This is a genomic window from Sphingobacterium haloxyli (genome assembly GCF_002980525.1).
GTDB lineage: Bacteria > Bacteroidota > Bacteroidia > Sphingobacteriales > Sphingobacteriaceae > Sphingobacterium > Sphingobacterium haloxyli.
In genome coordinates, this window is the sequence record NZ_PVBQ01000039.1 from 1 (window position 1) to 1,811 (window position 1,811).

At 47.2% G+C, this 1,811-nt stretch carries 1 pseudogene; it reads right to left on the reverse strand.

The annotated features are described in order from the left end of the window. Positions 1–179: 179 nt before the first annotated feature. Positions 180–1,703: pseudogene (locus C5745_RS19825) on the reverse strand (IS1182 family transposase); the annotation flags it as partial. Between the last annotated feature and the right edge of the window lie 108 nt (positions 1,704–1,811).

The window sequence follows — 1,811 nt, forward strand, 5'->3', positions numbered from 1 at the left end:
GAAGGCGTCTAAAAAGGGCGCCTTCTTTTGTTTTATTATGGGCTTATGGTCTGTAAGGGTTTTAGGAGATTAGCCTAGGCCGCCAGCGGTTGATATAGATAATTTATCCATGACTGGTCATAAATAAGCGGATTATTGTATTTAGGTTCGTCGTTTGGTCCGGAGAAAGTTGTTTTCAGGAGTTTTTTCGACCATTTTCTCAGGTTATGTCCTATACACATCAGGGCAAACTCAATATCCACCTTTTCAAGCCCCTTCATCGAGAACCTGTTGAACCGGTTGTTGCTTTTCATCTGGCCGAAGACGGCCTCCACTTCTATGGGGCGTTTGCTCCGGTGGTACTTTCCTGTTTCCGAGGTCAGGCGTTCCCTTGCCCTGGCCTTCAGTTCGTTCAAGCGGTGGTTGACTTCGATTGTCCTGTTGCCTTTGGCCTTATGGCATTGTCCCCGCATGGGGCAGCCTTCGCAGCGCCTGGCCTGATAATAGCTCACCCGGGAGACATATCCATTGGTGCTCTCCCGCTTACCCTTACCGGCAAAGGCCATCTTCTGTCCCATGGGGCATACATAGAAGTCTTCCTCCTTATTATAGTACAGGTTCTGCAAAAGGAAGGGGTTGTTCTTCTGTGCGCGTTTCTGCTCTTTATGGAAGTAATTGTACTTGACATAACCCTCTATTTTCTTTGATTCCAGCATCTCATAGTTCTCTTCACTGCCGTAACCCGCATCGGCCACCACTACATCACTCTGTCTGTCATAGCGTTCTTCAAAGCCCTCAAGGTGGTCTTTCAGCGTAGTGGTATCTCCTGCACTCTGATGGATACTGTAGTGGGTGATGAACTGTTCTTCCGTACTGATCTGCGTATTGTAGGCCGGTTTGAGCTGTCCATTCTGCATATGGTCATCTTTCAGCCGCATGAAGGTAGCATCCACATCGGTTTTGCTGTAACTGTTCCTTTCTCCCAGCGCCGCCAGTTGTTTCTCGTATTTTTCCAGCCTTGGAAGATGCTCCTCCCGCAGCTTTTTAAGCTGTTTTTGGGTAGGCTTTGCTGCTTCTTTGAGTTTTTCGTTCAGCGCGGAAAGTCTGTCCCTGAGTTCATCGCTCTTAATAGGTCTGGGGGTTTCATCCCTGTTCAGTTCCGATTGGTCCTGTCTTATCTGTGATTCAATGTCCGAGAGCACCGACTGTATTTTATTTTCCAGTTTGGCTCTGTTCTTTTCAACCGAACCTTTCCATACAAAAGTGTAACGGCCTGCCGCCGATTCGATCTTCGTACCATCTATGTACTGGACCTTCAGGCTCACATAGCCCAGTTCGGCAAGCAGACGGACAACTTCGGCAAAAAGTGACTGGATATGCCCTTTGAGCCTCTTGCCCCGGAAGTAGTTGATTGTCCGGTAATCCGGTGTGCTGTGCCCGGATAGCCACATGAAATAGATGTTCTCCTGTAGCGCTCTTTCAATCTTACGGCATGAATAGATGTTGCTCAGGTAGGCGTAGAACAGCACCTTGATCATCATACGCGGGTGGAAACCTGTCGTGCCGCCGCCTTTGTACTGCCCTATGATGTGCTCAATGTTCAATTTATCAACCACTTCGTTAACCAGACGTACAGGATGACCAGCAGGAATTTTTGCAAAAATATCTTCCGGAAAAAGACTCGGACTATTGGACGGTAATGCTTTGAATAGTATGTTTGCCATATTGTTTGGGTGCACCTAAAAATAACCATTTTTTAGGACAAACAATAAAAATCCCCGACACTTTGCCGTATCGGGGATCTTTTTTTAAAAGGCTTTTTAGACAGCCTC